This window comes from Pseudonocardia sp. TRM90224, assembly GCF_021245725.1.
Lineage (GTDB): Bacteria > Actinomycetota > Actinomycetes > Mycobacteriales > Pseudonocardiaceae > Pseudonocardia.
The window spans coordinates 518,959-536,456 of the sequence record NZ_JAJGSX010000001.1 but is presented as its reverse complement, the minus strand read 5'-3'; the positions used below and the strand labels follow the sequence as shown (position 1 = coordinate 536,456).

Below are 17,498 nucleotides of genomic sequence, written 5' to 3'. Positions count from 1 at the left end.
GCTCACGTTCGCCCCCGCTGAGGTCCCGCTCGGGCGCAGGCAGGGCTAGCATCGGTCACTCACCGCAGCCGAACGCTTCCTCAGGGGTTGGACCGTGACACCGTCCGTTGTGCTCGTCACCGGTGTCAGCCGCTTCCTCGGTGGGCACCTCGCCGCTCGGCTCGCCGCCAACCCCGAGATCGACAGGGTGCTGGGCGTCGACACCGTGCCCCCGCCGCGCGATCTGCTGCGCCGCATGGGCCGTGCCGAGTTCGTCCGCGCGGACATCCGCAACCCGCTCATCGGCAAGGTCATCTCGCAGGCCTCGGTCGACACCGTCGTGCACGCCTCGCTCTCGGCCAACCCCGGTTCGTCCGGCGGCCGCACGGCGATGAAGGAAATGAACGTCATCGGCACCATGCAGCTGCTCGCCGCATGCCAGAAGGCGCCGACCGTGCGGCGGATGGTGCTGAAGTCGACGTCCGCCGTGTACGGGTCGAGCCCGCGCGACCCCGCGCTCTTCGACGAGGCGATGACCCCGAAGGACCTGCCGTCCGGCGGCTACGCCAAGGACGCCGTCGAGATCGAGGGCTACCTGCGCGGATTCGCGCGCCGCCGGCCCGACGTATCGGTCACCGTGCTGCGGTTCGCGAACTTCATCGGCCCCCGCATCGACACCGTCTTCACGCGCTACTTCGCGCTGCCGCTCGTCCCCACGGTCCTGGGCTACGACGCTCGTGTGCAGCTGCTGCACGAGGAGGACGCGCTCGCCGTGCTGGAGCGCGCGACCAGCCAGGAGATCCCCGGCATCTTCAATGTCGCCGCCGACGGTGTGCTGATGCTCTCGCAGGCCATCCGCCGTGCCGGACGCCTGCCGCTGCCGGTGCCCAGCACCGCCGTGGGACCGGTGAGCCGCTTCTTCCGTGGCGCTCGGATCGTCGACTTCTCGCCGGAGCAGATGCGACTGCTCAACTTCGGGCGGGTGGTCGACAACAGGCGCCTGCGCACCGTCTTCGGGTTCACCCCACGATGGACGACCATGCAGGCGTTCGACGACTACGTGCGCGGCAGCGCGCTGCGCCCGGTGATCCCTCCGGAGCAGGTCGAGTCGCTGGAGCGCGGCATCCTCTCCGCTGCGCGGTCACTGCGATGACCGCGCGCAGACGAGCGTCAACGACCGGTCGGACAGGCGCGACGAAGGGAGAGGGAGTGTCGGAAGCCCGAGTCATCCCCCTGCACGCCGACGACTCGGGTGCGCGCACCCGCTGGCGGCTCGGTGCGCAGAGCACCCCTCGCCCCGCGGCCCCGCCCGTCGAGGTGCCCGAGCCCCAGCCGGAGTCCCAGCTGCCGTCCGAGCCGGAGCAGCCCGCCGCGTGGGAGGAGGCGCTCGAGGAGATCCTCGCGTTCCTGCGGCGCCGCCTCGAGGGCGACTACCCGGTCGACGAGTTCGGGTTCGACGTCGAGCTCACCGACAACGTCATCCTGCCCGCGTTGCGCCCGCTCTACCGCTCGTGGTTCCGGGTCGAGACGATCGGCATGCACCACGTCCCGACCGAGGGCGGCGCCCTGGTCGTGGCGAACCACTCCGGCACGTTCCCGCTCGACTCGCTGATGACCGCTGTCGCCCTGCACGACGACCACCCGGGCCAGCGGCACCTGCGGATGCTCGGCGCCGACCTGATGTTCCGCATGCCGGCGCTCGGCACGCTGGCCCGCAAGCAGGGCAGCACGCTGGCCTGCACCCCCGACGCCGAGCGGCTGATGTCGCACGGCGAGCTCGTGGGCGTCTGGCCGGAAGGCTTCAAGGGCATCGGCAAGCCGTTCCGCGACCGGTACAAGCTGCAGCGGTTCGGCCGGGGCGGCTTCGTCTCGGCGGCGCTGCGGACGCGGGTGCCGATCATCCCGTGCTCGATCGTCGGGGCCGAGGAGATCTACCCGAAGATCGGCGACATCAAGCCGCTGGCCAGGCTGTTCGGTGCGCCGTACTTCCCGGTGACGCCGACGTTCCCGCTGCTCGGCCCGCTGGGGCTCGTGCCGCTGCCGTCGAAGTGGTACATCGAGTTCGGCGAGCCGATCCGCACCGACACGATCAGCCCGATCGACGCGGACGACCCGATGACCGTCTTCAACCTCACCGACCAGGTGCGGGAGACGATCCAGCACACGCTCTACCGGCTGCTCAGCCAGCGTCGCAACGCCTTCATGGGCTGACGAGCCCCGAACTTCCCCACCGTTTTGTGCACTTGCGCGCCGATTCGGCGCGCATCCACCCAAAACGGTGGGGAAGTTGGGGGTCAGCGGCGCCGGTAGGCCACGCCGGCGGCCACGGCGCCGGCGATCGCGCCCGCGCCGAGCAGGGACGGCACGCCGATACGTGCGGCCTTGCGGCCGGTGCGGAAATCGCGGATCTGCCAGCCGCGGTCCTTCGCGATGTCGCGCAGCTCGGAATCGGGGTTCACGGCCACCGCGGTGCCGACGGCCGAGAGCATCGGTACGTCGTTGACGGAATCGGAGTAGGCAGTGCAACGGCGCAGGTCGAGGCCCTCCTGCACGGCGAGCGCACGGACGGCGTGGGCCTTCGCCGGGCCGTGCAGGATCTCCCCGACGAGCCGGCCGGTGAACTTGCCGTCGACGCTCTCGGCCACCGTGCCGAGCGCGCCGGTGAGCCCGAGCCGCCGGGCGATGATCAGCGCCAGCTCGACAGGGGTGGCCGTGACGAGCCAGACCCGCTGGCCGGCGTCGAGGTGCATCTGGGCCAGCGCGCGGGTGCCCGCCCAGATCCGGTCGGCCATCAGCTCGTCGTAGATCTCCTCGCCGAGCGCGGTGATCTCGGCGACCGGCCGGCCCGCGACGAACGACAAGGCGGTGTCGCGGCCGGTCGTCGGGGCGTAGTCGGTCTCCCGGCCGCCCATCCGGAACTTGAACTGCTGCCACGCGAAGCCGATGAGGTCGGACGTCGTGAAGAACTTGCGGGCGGCCAGCCCGCGGGCGAAGTGGAAGATCGAAGCGCCGACCATCATCGTGTTGTCGACGTCGAAGAAGGCCGCGGCCGTCAGGTCGGTTTGCGGGACGTCGGTGGGGCCGCTGTCGCCGGCGGCGATCGCGGCGGCGGCCGACGCCTCGCCGGCGCGGAGCGCGGGGTCGAGCGATGTGGCCGACTCGAGCACGCCGGTGACCTCTGTGGCGCCCTCGGCGGGATCACCGCCACCGACGGCACGGGGGTCAGCTTGGTCAACCACAGGTAGGCCTCCGCACGGGGTCGATGCTCTCAAGCCTACTGGCGCCCACCGACAGCGAGGCCGCCGCGGGAAGGATCTCCCGCGGCGGCCGTCGTGCCGGTCTTGTGCAGCTCAGAGGGTCAGTTCGCCCCGCCGATGGTGATCCCCGGCTGGTTGGGGAGGAGCGGCGGGAGGACGATCGGCGGAAGCGGCAGCGGCAGGGGGATGTGCACCTGGCTCCCGCCCGACGAAGGAGGGCCGGTGGTCGGCTCCTCGCTCCCGCCGTCCTCACCGCCTTGCCCGCCGAGGTCACCGAGGTCGGGCAGCAGGCCCGGCTCCTCTTCGTCGGACGGAGTCGTGGAGTCCGTGTCCTCCGGCGTCGTGCTCGACTTCGGGGAGCGCTTGCTGCTGCTCTTCTCGTCGCCGTTGCCGGACGTCGTCCCGTCTCCCTGGTCGGCGCTGTCGGGACGCGGGCTGCAGACGCCTTCGGCCGGCAGCGGCCCGAGGTCGTCGACGACACCCGAGGTGATCTCGGTGCAGTCGGAGCGCGCCTCGAGCGCCTTGGTCCTGCCCAGCAGGCGCTGCAGGAACTCGAGCGAGTCGCTCGCCGCAGGCACCGGGGCCGAGGTGTTCAGCTCAGTGAGCCGGTTCGACTGCTCGGTCGCCCACGATCGCAGGTCGTCGAGCTGTGCCGGCTGCGCCGTGGCCTCGTCGTCGGCGAGCAGGATGCGGGATCCCTCTCCGGTCGCCGTGTCGAAGTCGTGGATCGCGTTCGTGATCAGCTCGGCCTGCGCCGGCTCCTTCGCCGCGGCGAGCTTCTGCGCCTCGTCGAGGCGGGTGGCCGCGAGCTCGAGGTGCCGGCGCGCCTTCGACTGCTCGTCGAACGTCAGCGCGAGCCCGGCCGTCTCCGCGGCCCGCTTGACCGCGTAGAGGTTGTCGCCGGGAAGCGCGTCGCGGCTGGCGAAGACGCCGGTGCCGCCGAGCCCGAGCATGACGACGAGCGCCGCGGCCGCGACGACGAACGTCCGCCTGCGCAGGCCGCCTCGCGACGGGCGGCGCGATCCGGCGCTGCGCGACGGGCGCGACGGCATGGTGTGACGGCCCGAGCGACGACCGGCGCGGGTCGACGCGGGCGCGTACGAGCCGGCGGAGTGGCCGATCGGGTCGGTGCCGTCGTCGTCCGCGGTGTCGGAGGCCGGGGGCTCGTCGGTCAGCGCCGACATCTGCGCCGTGACGGCCGAGGCCTCGATGTCGTGGCGCGGCGGGGTCGTGGGCTGCTCGGACGTCGGGAAGCCCGACGTGACGAGACGGCCGAGAGGTGCGGTCTGCTCGTGTGCGGATGGCGGTGGGATCTGCGGGCCACCATCGCCCTGCTCGGCTGCGAGCACGGCCATGAGGCGCGCCTTCGCGCGCGCCTTGGCATCCGGGTGCGGCGCGTACTCCGCTGCCCGGGACCGCAGCATCGCCACGATCTCCAGGTTCTCGAGCAGCTCGGCGTCCGCTGAACCGGGAACACGTCCCAGGTCCAGCGCCGCGGCGAACCGCTCTGCGTCGTTGCCCTGTTCGGCGGGCATGTTGGCCGTCCTCACTGCATACCTGCGCTGTACGAAGCCCGAGTGGCGTGCACGCGCACGACACGCCGGCGACTCTCACCCGTACAACGAGCCCGCATCCCGGGGGATACGCCCGCTTGACCGTTCACCGCATTGAGTCGTTCGTTCGCCGCAGCTGTAACGCAAAGGGCTTCTGTTACGAAGCTATCTGGATTCACCGGAGCCCCTCCGGCAGGAGCTGGGCGAGACGGCGTACAGCGCGGTGCTGGAGCGCCTTCACAGCGCCCTCGTTGCGGTCCATGATCTGCGCCGTTTCGGCGACCGACAGCCCCTGCAGGAAGCGCAGCTGGATGCATTCCTGCTGGTCAGGGTTCAGCTTCCGGACACATCGCAGCAGCTCGTCGTTCGTCGCGCCGTCGAGCACCTGCTGCTCGGGGCCGTTCGTGCTCGGGGAGAGCTCGACGATCTCGCTGGTGGTCTGCTCGAGCCGGTAGCGGCTCGACTTCACGTGGTCGAAGATCAGGTTGCGGGCGATTGTGACGAACCACGCACCGATGTCCCGGCCCTGGTAGCTGACCGACGTGATGCGGCGCAGCGCCCGGACGAACGTCTCCTGCGTGATGTCCTCGGCGAGCGTGCGGTCGCCCATCCGGAACAGGACGTAGCGGAACACGACGTCGTAGTAGCGATCGAACAGGTCGCCGAACGCGGACATGTTGCCGGTCTGCGCTGCCTTGACCAGCGCCCATGCGCCGGTCTCGTCCTCGGGGAGCTCTTGGGCGGTGGCGGTCACTGCATCGTCCGTGCCGGCGTGGGGAGCGCGGCTGTCCTGAGGGGGGTGTGCATCGGTCGTCGGTACCGGCTCTGTCGGGCTTCGCCGTGGTCTCGGGAGCGGTGGGCCGTCGTCGGGGGCGTGCCTAGGCGAACCTGGCAATGCCTCGACGTGGGGAGCGGTCGTCGGGGACATCGGTACCTCCCCACCCGCCGGGGGACGGGCGGTGTCGGTGCGGAGCAGCCGGGGCGGTCGCATCGAGGGGGTCATGCCTCCCGATCGGCCCTGCCGCCATGTCTGACGGATCGTCGCGTGGCAGGTCGGCGGGGATGGCGCGGCGGCGCACTAGCAACAGGCTGCATGCCACTCCCTTGGGTGAGCTTCGCGACGAACCGGTGCGGTGACGCGTTGAGATGGCTGTAGCGGCGCAGCATACGACCGACGAGATGTGGCGCAGCACGCACTGCCGCTTGGCGCGCTCATGTTCCGGTGAGCGGACGACTACGCGCGGTCAACGTCATTGCCGCGCGCGTGTCCGGTCCGTCGCGGCGTGTCTGGAAGCTCCGAGCGTCGGGCCGCGCGCGCCGTCCGGTCGTGCGAGACTCGGACCGCAGAGGCCCACCCGCCGTCGAACTGAGCAGGAGAGCCGTGGAGAGCGTGCCGACCACTGCAGGGCCTTCACCGGAGGGCCACGTGGCCGAACTGGTTTCACGAGCCGCGACCCGCCTGCCCGACCAGGCTGCGATCGTGGACGTGACCAGCGGAATCACGCTCACTTGGGCGGATCTCGACGCCGCCGTCTCGGCCGAGGCCGCGCGGTTGCGCGCAGCGGGTGTGCAACCGGGCGATCGGGTGGTGATCAGACTCGCCAACGGGGCCGGGTTCTGCGTCACGCTGCTCGGTGCGCTGCGGGCCGGCGCCATCGCGGTTCCGTACGGGCCGATCGCGGTCGCCCGGGAGCTGGGCATCGTCTTCGACGACTGCCGGCCGAAAATCGTGGTGGCTGCGGAGGGTGACGAACCGGCGGTGGCGCCCGCGGCGGCCGTCGGGGCCTCGATGATCGCTCCACCCGATCTTGCTGCGCGTTCCGGAGATCATCAGGAGCACGTCGGCGGCGGTGAGGACATCGCGCTGCTGATCTACACGTCCGGCACGACGGGCCGCCCGCGCGGCGTCCAGCTCTCGCACCGCGCGCTGCTCGCGAACCGCGAGCAGGCGGCGGCTTTGCGGCCGGCACCGGTGACGTCCGTCGACAGGGTGCTGCTCGCGCTGCCGCTCTTCCACTCCTTCGGGCTCGCCGCCGGGCTGCTGCAGGTGTGCTGGGCCGGCGCGACCGTGGTGCTCACGGAGCACTTCGGGCCGCGGCACCTCGCCGAGGTGCTCCTCGCTCAGCGGGTCAGCGGCATCGCCGGGGTGCCCTCCATGTTCCGGGCGCTGCTCGACCTCCCGTCCGACGAGCTGCACGCCGCGACCGCGGGGCTGCGGCTCTGCACGTCGGGCGGTGCGCCGCTGCCGGCGCGGTGGCTCGCCGACTTCCGTGCCGCCACCGGCTTGTCGATCTTCGAGGGCTACGGGCTCACCGAGGGCGGCCCGGTGCTCACCACGAACCCGTTCGGCCGGGACCCGAAGCCGGGGTCCGTCGGGCGCGCGCTGCCGGGCATCGAGCTGCGGCTCGTCGACTCCGCCGGGCACCCGCTGGAGGCACCCGAGCCAGACCCCGACGACATCGACGAGGACGTCTTCGACCCGACGCACGACACCGGGCTCGTCGCCGTCCGCGGGCCCAACCTGTTCTCCGGGTACTGGCCGGACGGCGCCGGCGGCCCCGATGAGGACGGCTGGTTCCGCACCGCCGACGTCGGCTTCCTCGACGCCGACGGCGACCTGTTCCTCGTCGACCGCTCGTCCGACCTGGTGATCGTCAACGGGTTCAACGTCTACCCGCGTGAGGTCGAGCAGGTGCTCTGCGAGCTCGACGGTGTCGCCGACGCCGCCGTCGTCGGCATCCCCGACGAGCGCGCCGGCGAAGCGGTCAAGGCCGTGCTCGTGCTGGAGGAGGGTGCGGAGCTGGGCCGCGAGGAGATCATCGCGCACTGCTCGACCCGGCTCGCCCGGTTCAAGGTGCCCTCGGTCGTGGAGATCGTCGACGCGCTCCCGCGCACCCCGACGGGCAAGGTGGCCCGCCGCCAGCTCGCCGGCCAGGAGAGCGCGTGAACGTCACCGTCTACACCCGCGAGGGCTGCTCGGCGTGCGCGACGGCGGAGGCCGACGTCGCCCGGATCTGCGGGGAGCTCGGCCACGCGTGGGAGGCCGTCGACGTCGATTCGGACCCCGAGCTGCGCGCCGAGTACGGCGACCGCGTCCCGGTGATCATGATCGACGGGCGGGAGCACGGGTTCTGGAAGGTGGAGGAGGCCCGCTTCCGCGCGGCGCTGGGCTGATGTGACTCCGCGGCCGAGTGAGGGTCGGGGAAGGGGCAGGAAAGCCACTTTCCTGCCCTGTGAGGGCCGGAAAGTGGCTTTCCTGCCCCTCCGGCGGAGCCGGCGAGCGTCACGGGTCAAGGGTCGGCCGACCGGCGTCACCGATCCGTCACACCTTCGCCGCGTGATCTGCGCCAGGCTTGACCTGTGACGACGATCGTTCAGCCCGACACCCGTTCCGGCATCCCGGGCGGTGTGGCCGCCGGCATCGGGTTGCTGGCTGTGGCGGCCGCGGTCGGGGTGGGGCACCTGCTGGGCGCGGTGATCGCGCCGACGTCCTCGCCGTTCGTCGCGGTGGCCGACACGGTGATCCGGCTCTCGCCGTCGTGGCTCACGGAGTTCGGCAAGTCGTTCGGGCCCGAGGTCGACAAGGCCGTGCTGCAGGTCGGCGTGGCCGTCGTGCTGGCGGTGGCGGCCGCGATCGGCGGGTTCGCCTCGCGGCAGGAGCGCAGGCCGGGCGTCACGACGATCGCGGTGCTCGGTGGCCTCGGGATCGCCGCTGTGATGTTCGGGCCGGTGTTCTCGCCGCTCGACCTCGTCGCGCCGGCGGCGGCGCTCGTCGTCGGCGTGGTCACGTTCCGCGCGCTGCACGAGCGTGCGCTGCGCTACGCGGAGGTCGCGCCCGACGACGACGCGGAGCGGGTCTCGCGGCGCACCGTGCTGATCGGCGGGTCGGCGGCGGCCGGGCTGGTCGCGCTCGGCACGGGCGCAGGCGGGCAGCTGCTCGGTGGCAGCGGCGCACCGGACGTGCGGCAGCTCGTCACCGACCAGCTGGCGAAGGCGACGCGGACGGTCTCCGCGCCACCGATCCCGCCCGGCGCCGCCTACCCGGAGCTGGGCGCGACGTCGTTCATCACGCCGAACGACACCTTCTACCGCATCGACACCGCCCTGCGGATCCCGCGCATCGACCCGGCCACGTGGTCGCTGCGCGTGCACGGGATGGTCGACCGCGAGCTCACACTGCGGTTCGCCGACCTGCTCGCCCGGCCGCTCGTCGAGCGGACCGTCACGTTGACCTGCGTCTCGAACGAGGTCGGCGGCGACCTGATCTCGACGGCCACCTTCGTGGGGGTCGACCTGCGCGACATCCTCGCCGAGGCCGGCGTGCGGGCCGGCGCCGACCAGGTCTTCACCACCAGCTCCGACGGCTGGTACACGGGCACGCCGACCGACGTCGTCATGGAGGCGGGCCGCGGCGCGATGCTGGCGATCGGCATGAACGGCGAGGCGCTGCCGTACGAGCACGGGTTCCCGGTGCGGATGGTGGTGCCGGGCCTCTACGGGTACGTCTCCGCCACCAAGTGGATCGTGGACATGGAGCTGACGACCTTCAAATCGAAGGCGGCCTACTGGCTCGAACGCGGGTGGGCCGAGCGGGGGCCGATCAAGACGCAGTCGCGCATCGACGTCCCCGGCCCGCAGGAGCGGGTGCCGGCCGGCGCCGTCACGGTGGCGGGGGTCGCGTGGGCGCAGCACGTCGGGATCGACGCGGTCGAGGTGCGGGTCGACGGCGGCCCGTGGAGCCGCGCGCAGCTCGCGCCGGAGGTGAGCCTCGACACGTGGCGGATGTGGCGCACCGACGTTCAGCTCGGCCCCGGCAGCCACACCGTGCAGGCCAGGGCGGTCGACCGCACGGGCGCGACGCAGCCGGAGGCCGCCGCACCACCCGCCCCTGACGGCGCCACGGGGTGGCCTGCCACGATCTTCTCGGTCGGTTAGCACGAGGGAAGGGGACGTGGTGCGCAGAGCTCCAGCGGTGGTGGTGCTGGCGCTGGTGGCCGTGCTCGGCGGCTGCAGCACGTCCTCCGCGCCGCCACCGGACGCGCCGGCCAGCTCGGCGCCGGCCGCTCCCACCAGCGCCGCGCCGCCCGCGAGCAACGGGGTCACCACGCCGGCCGCGGCGTTCGGACCGTCGTGCGGCGCGTTCCCGCAGGGCGATGCCGCGGGTTCGCTGACCGCGATCGAGCGGCAACCCGTCGCGCAGGCGGCTGCCGGCAACCCGCTGCTGACGACCTTCATGACCGCGGTGAGTGCGGTGCCCGCGCTGGCCGACACGATGAACCAGCAGCGGGGCGTGACCGTCTTCGCGCCGTACAACGGTGCGTTCGACGACGCTCGGCGCACGGTCGGCGAACCGGCGTTCACGACGATGCTGTCCGACCCGTCCGAGGTGGCCGACCTGCTGTCCGACCACGTGCTGGGCCGGCGGCTGGACGCGCGGGCCCTCGTCGCGGCCGGCACGGTGACCACGCTCGGCGGCGAGGAGCTCACCGTCGGCGGCACCGCCGAGTCGCCCACGCTGACCAGCGGCGACGGCGTCGAGGCCCGCGTGCTCTGCGGCGACGTCCCCACGCTCAACGCGACCGTGTTCGTGATCGACAAGGTGCTGCTGCCGAAGACCTGACGAACGTTGCCCACCGTTTTGCCAACCTGCAGACCCGTGAGCGTGTGCAGGTAGGCAAAACGGTGGGGAAGTCGGCTCGGCTGCGCCGAGCGGGCGCCCTTCGGCGACCACCGGTCGCCTGGTCGGAGGCCCGGGTGTGAGCACGATCCCGACCAAGATCGCAACTTTGTGCGTGTCTTCACAAGCGACTACCGTGTAGTGCTGTCGCCGGCATCGCGTCCCGGTCTTCCACCGGGGTTTCCCCGGCGCCCTCGGGACGTGCCTACGCCTCGGCAACCCATGTTCAGCAGCGGCAACAAGGAGATGTTTCGTGCCCGTGCCGGCAGAGGCAGGCTCCGAGGGTACGACCGTCAAGCAGCGGTCCATCCCCGAGGCCAGTGTCGCGCGGCTCGCCGTCTACTTGCGCATGCTCGGTGAGCTCGCGGAGCAGGGCGCCGAGACCGTCTCCAGCGACGAGCTCGCCGCTGCCACCGGGGTCAACCCGGCGAAGCTGCGCAAGGACCTGTCCTACATCGGCTCCTACGGGATCCGCGGTGTCGGGTACGAGATCTCCTCGCTGCTGCACCAGCTGGAGCGGGCGCTCGGGCTGAACCACCGGCAGGCCGTCGCGCTGGTCGGGGTGGGCAACCTCGGGCACGCGCTCGCGGGGTACGGCGGTTTCGGCGGCCGCGGGTTCCCCGTCACGGCGCTCTTCGACGTCGATCCGGACCTGGTCGGGATCCACATCAACGGGATCCTCGTCGACCACATCCGCGCGATCCCCGAGGTCTGCGCGGAGCGCGCGATCACCATCGGCGTCATCGCCACCCCCGCGCAGGCGGCGCAGGGCGCCTGCGACCTGCTGGTCGAGAGCGGCGTCCGGTGCATCCTCAACTTCGCGCCCGTCGTGCTGCAGGTGCCGGGCGAGGTCGAGGTCCGCAAGGTCGACCTCGCGGTGGAACTGCAGATCCTCGCTTTCCACGTCGCGAGAAGGCACCTGACGGCCACTGCCGACGTTGTCACTGAGCAGATGGTCAACGGTCACGCCGTGAACGGTTCGGGAGGAGCCCACTCATGAGCGTCCTCGTCGTGGGTCTCTCGCACCGCAGTGCGCCCGTCGACGTGCTCGAACGGGCCGTCGTCGGCGCCGACGACGTGCCCAAGCTGCTCGACGAGCTGGTGCGCGGCGCCCACGTCACCGAGGTGGTGCTGCTCTCCACCTGCAACCGCATCGAGGTCTACGCGGTCGTCGACGCCTTCCACGGCGGTCTCTCCGACGTCTCGGAGGTGCTGGGCCGGCACACCGGCATGCCCCTCGCGGAGCTCACCGAGCACGTCTACGTCCACTACGCGGGCTCGGCGGTGCAGCACCTGTTCGCCGTCGCGTCCGGGCTCGACTCGATGGTCGTCGGCGAGGCGCAGATCCTCGGCCAGCTGCGCACCGCCTACGCGACGGCCGACGAGGCCGGCACCGTCGGGCGCGTGCTGCACGAGCTGGCGCAGCAGGCGCTGCGCGTCGGCAAGCGGGTGCACGCCGAGACCGGCATCGACGCGGCCGGCGCCTCGGTGGTCTCCGAGGCCCTGGACGACGCCGCAGGTGCGCTCGGTGGTGCTCTGGAAGGCAAGCGGGCGGTGCTCGTCGGGGCCGGGGCCATGGGCAGCCTGGCCGCCGCGCACCTGCGCCGGGCGGGCGTCGCCGAGATCGTCGTGCTCAACCGCACGCCGGAGCGCGCGGCCCGGCTCTCCGAGCTGACCGCCGGCCACGGCACCCCGTCGCGGCCGGGCACGCTCGACGACCTGGGCCCCGAGCTGGTGGCGGCCGACCTCATGCTCGCCTGCACCGGTGCCGTCGGCACGGTGGTCGGCGGCGACGTCGTCGGCTCCGCCGTCGAGGCCCGTGGTGGGCGGCCGCTCGTGGTCGTCGACCTCGGCCTGCCGCGCGACGTCGACCCGGGTGTCGCGGCGCTGCCGGGCATCACGATGATCGACCTGGTCGCGCTGCAGCGCAGGCTCGCGTCCGGCTCGCGCGGCGCGGCGGTTGCGGCGGCGCAGGAGCTGGTGGCCGAGGAGGCCCAGGCCTACCTCGCCGCCCAGCGCTCCGCCGACGTCACCCCGACGGTCACCGCCTTGCGCCGCAGGGCCTCCGACGTGATCGACGCCGAGCTGCTGCGGCTCGACTCACGCCTCCCCGAGCTCGACGGCAGGGTGCGCGAGGAGTTCGCGCGCAGCGTCCGCCGGGTCGTCGACAAGCTGCTCCACACCCCGACCGTGCAGGTCAAGAAGCTGGCAGAGGGCCCGGACGGCGACAGCTACGCCGCCGCGCTGCGCACCCTGTTCGAGCTCGACCCGCAGGCTCCCGCCGCAGTCGCCATCCAGCGCAGCGGCGACGTTCTCGCCGCGCTCGAGGCCCGCCCCGAGCGCGCGGAGGAGACCACATGACCTCAGCACCCACCACCGGCCGGACGCCCGGCGCGCCGCTGCGCGTCGGCACCCGACCGAGCCGGCTCGCCACCGCGCAGTCCGGGCTCGTCGTCGAGCGGCTGCGCGCCGCGGGCCATCCCGCCGAGCTCGTCGAGATCAGCACCGTCGGCGACCGCTCCAGCGCACCGATCGCGGAGCTCGGCGTCGGGGTGTTCGTCTCGGCGCTGCGCGAGGCGCTCGCCGAGGGCACCGTCGACGTCGCGGTGCACTCCTACAAGGACCTCCCCACCGCACCCGACCCGCGGCTGGTGCTCGCGGCCGTCCCGCCGCGCGAGGACCCGCGCGACGCGCTCGTCGCCCGCGACGGGCTCGTGCTCGGCGAGCTGCCGAGCGGCTCCCGGGTCGGCACGGGATCGCTGCGGCGCACCGCCCAGCTGCAGGCCCTGGGCCTCGGGCTCGTGGTGGTGCCGATCCGGGGCAACGTCGACACCCGCGTCGGCAAGGTCGCATCCGGCGAGCTCGACGCCGTGGTCGTCGCCGCGGCCGGGCTGCGCAGGCTCGGCCGGATCGGGGAGGCGACCGAGCTGCTCGATCCGCTGCAGATGCTGCCGGCGCCCGCGCAGGGTGCGCTGGCCGTCGAATGCAGGATCGGCGACATCGACCTCGTCAAGATCCTCGGCACCACGCTGGAGGACGAGAGCACCAGGGCCGCGGCCGCCGCGGAACGTGCGGTGCTGGCAGGGCTGGAAGCCGGCTGCAGCGCGCCCATCGGGGCGCTCGCCGACGTCGTGTCGGACATCGACGACGACGGGCACGTGATCGACCGCATCTCGCTGCGTGCGGTGGTCGGCACGACCGACGGTGCGCTGTTGCGCGCGTCGGCAACGGGAGACATGGACGACGCCGAGAAGCTCGGAGCGGCACTGGCCACCGAGCTGCTCGACATGGGGGGCGCGACGCTTTCGGGCGAGCGGGCATCCCACGAGAACCGCTGGATCGGGAGTTCCGACAGATGAACCGAACACCTACCGCCACTCAGGGACGGGTCGCATTCGTGGGCAGTGGCCCCGGCGACCCCGGCCTGCTGACCGTCCGTGCGCGGGAAGCGCTCGCGGGCGCGCCGCTGGTCGTCACCGACTCGGACGTCCCCGAGGCCATACTCGCGCTGGTCGCAGAGGGCGCCGAGGTCCGGCCGGCGGTCGGCCAACCCGCCGACGTCGCGCGCGACCTCGTCACGGAGGCCCGTGGCGGCCGTGCGGTCACGCGGCTGGTCAGCGGGGATCCGCTGACCGTCGACTCGGTGGTCGCCGAGGCGATCGCGGTGGCGGGCGCCGAGGTGGCGTTCGACGTGATCCCCGGCGTGCCGGCCGGCACGGCGGTGCCCGCCTACGCGGGCGTCCCGCTCGGCTCGGCGCACGTCGAGGCCGATGTGCGCGCCGGCGTCGACTGGGCGCGGCTCGCCGCGGTGCCCGGCACGCTCGTGCTGCACGCGACCGCTTCGCACCTCTCCGAGATCGCGTCGGGGCTCACCGAGCACGGTCTGGCGGCGCAGACGCCCGTCGCCGTCACCTCGAGCGGCACCGCGACCACGCAGAAGACGGTGCAGGCCACCCTGGCCACCGTCGCGGGCGACGCCGCCGAGCTCGACGGCCCGCTCGTCGTCTCGATCGGCGCCGAGGTCGGGCTGCGCAACGAGCTGTCGTGGTGGGAGTCGCGGGCGCTCTACGGGTGGCGCGTGCTCGTCCCGCGCACGAAGGACCAGGCCGGCGTGATGAGCGACCGGCTGGCCGTCCACGGCGCGACCGCCGAGGAGGTGCCGACGATCGCCGTCGAGCCGCCGCGCTCGCCCACGCAGATGGAGCGTGCGGTCAAGGGGCTCGTCGACGGGCGCTACCAGTGGGTCGTCTTCACCTCCACCAACGCCGTGCGCGCGGTGTGGGAGAAGTTCGCCGAGTTCGGTCTCGACGCGCGCGCCTTCTCCGGCGTGAAGATCGCTTGTGTGGGGTCCGCGACGGCCGACCGCGTGCGCGCCTTCGGGATCAACCCCGAGCTGGTGCCGAGCGAGACCGAGCCCGCCGAGACGTCGTCCGAGGGGCTGCTCTCGATCTTCCCGCCCTACGACGACGTGCTCGACCCGGTCGACCGCGTGCTGCTCCCGCGGGCCGACATCGCGACCGAGACCCTCGCGGCCGGCCTGCGCGACCGCGGCTGGGAGATCGACGACGTGACCGCTTACCGCACGGTCCGCGCCGCTCCGCCGCCCGCCCCGATCCGCGAGGCGATCAAGACCGGCGGGTTCGACGCGGTCTGCTTCACCTCGTCGTCGACGGTGCGCAACCTCGTCGGGATCGCAGGCAAGCCGCACGCGCGCACGATCGTCGCGTGCATCGGCCCGCAGACGGCCGAGACGGCCCGTGAGTTCGGCCTGCGGGTCGACGTCCAGCCTGAGGAGGCGAGGGTCCCGGCGCTGGTCGACGCGCTGGCGGCGCACGCCGCCAGGTTGCGTGCCGAGGGCGCGCTGCCGCCTCCGCGCAAGGCGAAGGCCCGCCGCCGCTGAGCAAACTTCCCCACCGTTTTGCCAACCTGCACACCCTGCAGCCCGTGTAAGTAGGCAAAACGGTGGGGAAGTTCGGCGTTCTGGGCGGAGTCGTACGCTGGCTGTGTGGCGTTCCCCCATCACCGACCGCGACGGCTGCGCACCACCCCCGCGCTCCGGCGGCTCGTCGCGGAGACCGATCTGCGTCCGCGGCACCTCGTCCTGCCGATGTTCGTCAAGGAAGGCGCGAGCGAGCCGACGCCGATCTCGTCGATGCCCGGTGTCGTCCAGCACTCGCGCGAATCGCTGCGCAAGGCGGCGGCCGAGGCCGTCGCGGCGGGAGTCGGCGGGCTGATGCTCTTCGGCGTCCCGCAGCAGCGCGACGCGACGGGCTCCGGCGGCGTCGACCCCGACGGCGTGCTCAACGTCGCGCTGCGGGACGTGCGATCCGAGGTCGGCGACTCCACCGTCCTGATGGCCGACACGTGCCTCGACGAGTTCACCGACCACGGCCACTGCGGCGTGCTCGACGAGCGCGGCGCCGTCGACAACGACGCCACGCTGGCCGTTTACGCGGACATGGCGGTCGCGCAGGCCGAAGCGGGGGCGCACCTGCTCGGCCCGAGCGGGATGATGGACGGCCAGGTCGGCGTGATCCGCGACGCGCTCGACGCGGCGGGCTACCACGACACCGGCATCCTCGCGTACACCGCGAAGTACTCCTCCGCCTTCTTCGGCCCGTTCCGGCAGGCCATCGAGTCGCAGCTCAAGGGCGACCGCAAGACCTACCAGCAGGACCCGGCGAACATCCGGGAGGCGTTGCGGGAGCTGGCGCTCGACCTCGAGGAGGGCGCCGACCTCGTGATGGTGAAGCCGGCGATGTCGTACCTCGACGTGCTGCGGGCGGTCGCCGAGGTCTCCGACGTCCCGGTCGCGGCGTACCAGATCTCCGGCGAGTACGCGATGGTCGAGGCGGCTGCCGCGAACGGGTGGATCGATCGCGACCGCGCGATCATGGAGACGCTCATGTCGATTCGGCGGGCTGGCGCGGACATCGTGCTCACGTACTGGGCGACCGAGGTCTCGACGTGGCTCGACCGGGAGTGACCTGCGTCGCTTCCCCTAAGCGATCGGCCGCAGATAGTCAACCGGTGAACGTCACGGTTGCGCGAACGACCTGGACATGATCCTGCCGGCCGCCATACCTTTCGCGGCATGACGTCGCCTTCCGACCCGCAGTGGCCGGGTCAGCCGGGGCAGCAACAGCCTCCGCCGGGCTACGGCCCGCCGCCCGGTTACGGGCCACCGCCCCAGCAGGGCGGCTACCCGCAGCAGCAGCCTCCGCCCGGGTACGGCCAGCAGCCCCCGCCCGGATACGGGCAGCAGCCTCCTCCTGGATACGGCCAGCAGCAGCCCCCGCCCGGTTACGGGCAGCCGCAGCAGCCCGGTTACGGCCAGCCGCCCGCCTACGGGCAGCAGCCTCCGCCCGGGTACGGGCAGCAGCCCGGGTACCCGCAGCCGGGTGGTTACGGCCAGCCGCAGGGTGTTGTGCCGCCGGGAGCGCCGGGTCTCATCCCGGAGTGGTGGGAGCGGCTGGTCGGGCGGATCGTCGATGGCGTCATCTACGGCATCGTCTACTTCATTCTCGGTGCCATCCTGAGCGCGATCATCCTGGCGGGTGCTAGCACTCCGCGGTTCGATCCTTCGACCGGCGAGATCGTCGGCGGCCCGGGTGCCTTCACAGTGGTGCTCGTCGGGGCACTGACATGGCTGGTGTTCGGCCTGATCACCGCGGGATACGATTTCCTGTTGCATTCACGCAACGGTCAGACGGTCGGCAAGATGGTGATGAAGACCCGTCTGGTTGCGGCCGATGGCAGCAAGCCGGACCAGGGCGCGATCATCAAGAGGGCGCTGCTCTACCCCGGCTGCTATCTCGCCCTGGGTCTCCTTTCGTTCATCCCGATCCTCGGGTTCCTCCTCGGCTCGCTGCTCCTGGCGGCCTGGGTGCTGGTCGACGGTATTTCCGTGCTCACGGACAAGCCGCTCGGCCGCGCATGGCACGACAAGCTGTCCAACACGATCGTGATCAAGGCCCAGTAGAAACAGCCCCTATCGTGCGTGGACACGGGGACCGGCCGGACCTACCGTTT

Annotated in this window: 15 protein-coding genes; 12 read left to right on the top strand and 3 right to left on the bottom strand. The window is 72.3% G+C overall.

All coding sequences use genetic code 11. The features are described 5' to 3' along the window. Window positions 1–94: 94 nt before the first annotated feature. Window positions 95–1,132: an NAD-dependent epimerase/dehydratase family protein gene (locus tag LL648_RS02240; protein ID WP_232660662.1), complete on the top strand. Its 1,038-nt coding sequence runs from the start codon at window positions 95–97 to the stop codon at window positions 1,130–1,132. 56 nt (window positions 1,133–1,188) lie between these two features. Then, window positions 1,189–2,190 carry a lysophospholipid acyltransferase family protein gene (locus LL648_RS02235; protein ID WP_374111963.1) on the top strand — a complete coding sequence of 334 codons (1,002 nt, stop codon included), beginning with the start codon at window positions 1,189–1,191 and terminating at the stop codon, window positions 2,188–2,190. A gap of 83 nt (window positions 2,191–2,273) precedes the next feature. On the opposite strand, the gene LL648_RS02230 is transcribed toward LL648_RS02235, so the two are convergent. The 3 genes from LL648_RS02230 to LL648_RS02220 all read right to left on the bottom strand — a co-directional run bounded on the left by LL648_RS02230 (window position 2,274) and on the right by LL648_RS02220 (window position 5,717). After that, on the bottom strand, window positions 2,274–3,146 hold the full coding sequence (locus LL648_RS02230; RefSeq protein ID WP_374111975.1) for an HAD family hydrolase: 873 nt from the start codon (window positions 3,144–3,146) through the stop codon (window positions 2,274–2,276). 191 nt (window positions 3,147–3,337) lie between these two features. Further along, window positions 3,338–4,771: a DUF5667 domain-containing protein gene (locus LL648_RS02225; RefSeq protein WP_232660661.1), complete on the bottom strand. Its 1,434-nt coding sequence runs from the start codon at window positions 4,769–4,771 to the stop codon at window positions 3,338–3,340. A 193-nt stretch (window positions 4,772–4,964) separates the two neighbouring features. Next, entirely contained in the window at window positions 4,965–5,717 is a 753-nt protein-coding gene (locus LL648_RS02220) for a sigma-70 family RNA polymerase sigma factor (protein WP_374111962.1), read from the bottom strand. A gap of 498 nt (window positions 5,718–6,215) precedes the next feature. Between LL648_RS02220 and LL648_RS02215 the strand changes: the two genes are divergently transcribed. From LL648_RS02215 to LL648_RS02170, 10 genes are all read left to right on the top strand, one after another. Next, on the top strand, window positions 6,216–7,736 hold the full coding sequence (locus tag LL648_RS02215) for an AMP-binding protein (RefSeq protein WP_232660659.1): 1,521 nt from the start codon (window positions 6,216–6,218) through the stop codon (window positions 7,734–7,736). Then, window positions 7,733–7,963: a glutaredoxin family protein gene (locus LL648_RS02210; protein ID WP_232660658.1), complete on the top strand. Its 231-nt coding sequence runs from the start codon at window positions 7,733–7,735 to the stop codon at window positions 7,961–7,963. Before LL648_RS02215 ends, LL648_RS02210 begins: the two co-directional genes overlap by 4 nt. A 186-nt stretch (window positions 7,964–8,149) precedes the next feature. Then, window positions 8,150–9,724 carry a molybdopterin-dependent oxidoreductase gene (locus LL648_RS02205; RefSeq protein ID WP_232660657.1) on the top strand — a complete coding sequence of 525 codons (1,575 nt, stop codon included), beginning with the start codon at window positions 8,150–8,152 and terminating at the stop codon, window positions 9,722–9,724. 19 nt (window positions 9,725–9,743) lie between these two features. Continuing rightward, a complete protein-coding gene (locus tag LL648_RS02200; protein ID WP_232660656.1) occupies window positions 9,744–10,409 on the top strand; it encodes a fasciclin domain-containing protein in 666 nt (221 codons plus the stop codon). 310 nt (window positions 10,410–10,719) lie between these two features. Continuing rightward, on the top strand, window positions 10,720–11,466 hold the full coding sequence (locus LL648_RS02195; protein WP_374111961.1) for a redox-sensing transcriptional repressor Rex: 747 nt from the start codon (window positions 10,720–10,722) through the stop codon (window positions 11,464–11,466). Beyond that, window positions 11,463–12,827: a glutamyl-tRNA reductase gene (locus LL648_RS02190; RefSeq protein WP_232660655.1), complete on the top strand. Its 1,365-nt coding sequence runs from the start codon at window positions 11,463–11,465 to the stop codon at window positions 12,825–12,827. Before LL648_RS02195 ends, LL648_RS02190 begins: the two co-directional genes overlap by 4 nt. Further along, on the top strand, window positions 12,824–13,825 hold the full coding sequence (gene hemC / locus LL648_RS02185; RefSeq protein ID WP_232660654.1) for a hydroxymethylbilane synthase: 1,002 nt from the start codon (window positions 12,824–12,826) through the stop codon (window positions 13,823–13,825). The genes LL648_RS02190 and hemC overlap by 4 nt, the downstream gene beginning before the upstream one ends. Beyond that, window positions 13,822–15,366, top strand: a complete 1,545-nt coding sequence (locus LL648_RS02180) for a uroporphyrinogen-III synthase (RefSeq protein WP_232660653.1) — start codon at window positions 13,822–13,824, stop codon at window positions 15,364–15,366. The genes hemC and LL648_RS02180 overlap by 4 nt, the downstream gene beginning before the upstream one ends. Window positions 15,367–15,471: 105 nt before the next feature. Continuing rightward, entirely contained in the window at window positions 15,472–16,452 is a 981-nt protein-coding gene (gene hemB / locus LL648_RS02175; RefSeq protein ID WP_232660652.1) for a porphobilinogen synthase, read from the top strand. Window positions 16,453–16,560: 108 nt separating this feature from the next. Next, complete coding sequence (locus LL648_RS02170) at window positions 16,561–17,448, top strand: RDD family protein (RefSeq protein WP_232660651.1); 888 nt, start codon at window positions 16,561–16,563, stop codon at window positions 17,446–17,448. Window positions 17,449–17,498 lie beyond the last annotated feature (50 nt).

Bases quoted from the DNA above. Each gene is read 5' to 3' on its own strand.
- LL648_RS02225 (WP_232660661.1), bottom strand. From the start codon at position 4,771: ATGCCCGCCGAACAGGGCAACGACGCAGAGCGGTTCGCCGCGGCGCTG.
- LL648_RS02220 (WP_374111962.1), bottom strand. From the start codon at position 5,717: ATGTCCCCGACGACCGCTCCCCACGTCGAGGCATTGCCAGGTTCGCCT.
- LL648_RS02190 (WP_232660655.1), top strand. From the start codon at position 11,463: ATGAGCGTCCTCGTCGTGGGTCTCTCGCACCGCAGTGCGCCCGTCGAC.
- hemC (WP_232660654.1), top strand. From the start codon at position 12,824: ATGACCTCAGCACCCACCACCGGCCGGACGCCCGGCGCGCCGCTGCGC.
- LL648_RS02180 (WP_232660653.1), top strand. From the start codon at position 13,822: ATGAACCGAACACCTACCGCCACTCAGGGACGGGTCGCATTCGTGGGC.
- LL648_RS02170 (WP_232660651.1), top strand. From the start codon at position 16,561: ATGACGTCGCCTTCCGACCCGCAGTGGCCGGGTCAGCCGGGGCAGCAA.